At 33.3% G+C, this 1713-nt stretch carries 1 protein-coding gene; it reads right to left on the bottom strand.

All coding sequences use genetic code 11. From position 1 onward, the window contains the following. Window positions 1-1713: hypothetical protein (locus CYO89_RS10370; protein ID WP_181001890.1), on the bottom strand; the 1713-nt coding region annotated here is incomplete at both ends.

Genomic DNA, 1713 nt, shown 5'->3' with positions numbered 1-1713 from the left:
CTCTTTAGCTCTTTAGTAAGTTTGTCATCTTCATAGATATTTATATCCTGTGCTGACATATCTTTACTTATATATAAGTAGCCACTTTTATTTACTAAGGCATCATCATGATTTAGACTAGCTTTAAAGCTCTTCTCTTTTATAGCATGCTCAAACTCATATATGATTAGCTTGTCATCTTTAAATTTAATATATAGAGGTATCTTTATATCTATCCTTATATGGTTTTTACCATATACGCTTTTGTATTTAAATTTATCCTTCTCTCCTTCAAGATATGCAAAAAATACTATAGTATGACCACCTTGCTTTAGCTTGTCTAGATCATCTTTTTTTATAAGATCTGAAATTTTAAATCTTATCTCTTTACCCTTTTTATCTTTTAGCTCTACCACCTCTCTAGGTTTTTCTTTAGATACTTCGTTATACTCTATGCTCTTTATCACCATATATCCCCAAAGTACCTCTTTATACCTCTTACTACCTTTTTCTTGTTTATATATAGCCTTTAGGCTTATCTCTTCATTTGTCTTAAATGGATACTCATTATCAGAGACTACATTTACTATATGATCTGTTATATCTCTTAAAGATACCTTGTTTGTATAGCTAAAGCTAGCACCACTTTTATCTTTATATCCTATAGATATGATAGCTGTACCAGTGTAGGCATGTATGCTTTTAGTATCATAAATTTTACTTAGATCAGATGAATAGACTATAAGCTTAGTATCTTTCTTATCATTTCTATCTATAGGTATATTAAATGTAGCCCTATATGAGTTTTTGATATCTGAGTCTTTATTTTTAACTAAAGATGTACTCTCATATATACTCTTATCACCGCAGTGGTGAAGATATATCTTATCTATATCACTAGCTTCACCTTTTTCGTTTTCAATGATGAGATTATCTAGTGTTAGAGCAAGGCTTGAGCTAGATGTTGATGTAGGTACTACATTGTTACCAAGAGCTAGACGAAGCTTCATATCAAACATAGCTGAGTCTTTATCATCTCTAAGGGTAAAGTTATTCTCCTTAGCGAAATTTAGAATGTTGAAATTTAGATATTCATCTTTAGATGAGGGTAGGGGGAAGTGGCTCATCTTTACAACACCATTTTCTAGCTTGTACTCTATCTCATCGCTACTTTGCCTTATGCTAGTAAAGCAAGCACCCTTTGTCTTGTTTTTATCATCTTTGCCATCATCGTTTTCTTTATAAAGGATCACACTATCTGACTTTGTCTTTGCGTTTTTAAATTTGATATCTCTATCAGATGAAGCGCCCTTGTTCTCTTTTTCGTAAGAGTCAAATTTAAAGTCAGTGAGTATTAGCTCGCATAAATTTAGCTTGCCATAGTTTGGTCTGCTAGGGTTTAGCTCTTTTGGGTTTAGCTCGCTGCAGTCAAATTCGCTTTGACTGGCTAGCACGATGGTAAAGTTGCTCTTTTTAGGCTGAAATATCCTAATAGGAGTAGCCGTCTTTATAGGGCAGAGTATGAGCATATCCTCTTGCTTATAAAGCTCTTCTTCTCTTCTTTTTAAAAGCTTATTTATCCTTGAAGCGTTAGACGTAGAAGAGGAGGTTAAATTTACGCAGTAGATATTTTCGGTACTAAATTTATTTGATGTTTGGGAGGCTAAAAGAGAATTTAGCTTATCGGCAAATGGCTTAAATAGCTCCTCGCACTTTGAAGCGGTGCTGTTTGAT

The sequence above is a fragment of the Campylobacter concisus genome (assembly GCF_002913765.1).
Taxonomy (GTDB): domain Bacteria; phylum Campylobacterota; class Campylobacteria; order Campylobacterales; family Campylobacteraceae; genus Campylobacter_A; species Campylobacter_A concisus_BB.
This window is presented reverse-complemented; position numbering and strand designations above follow the sequence as displayed.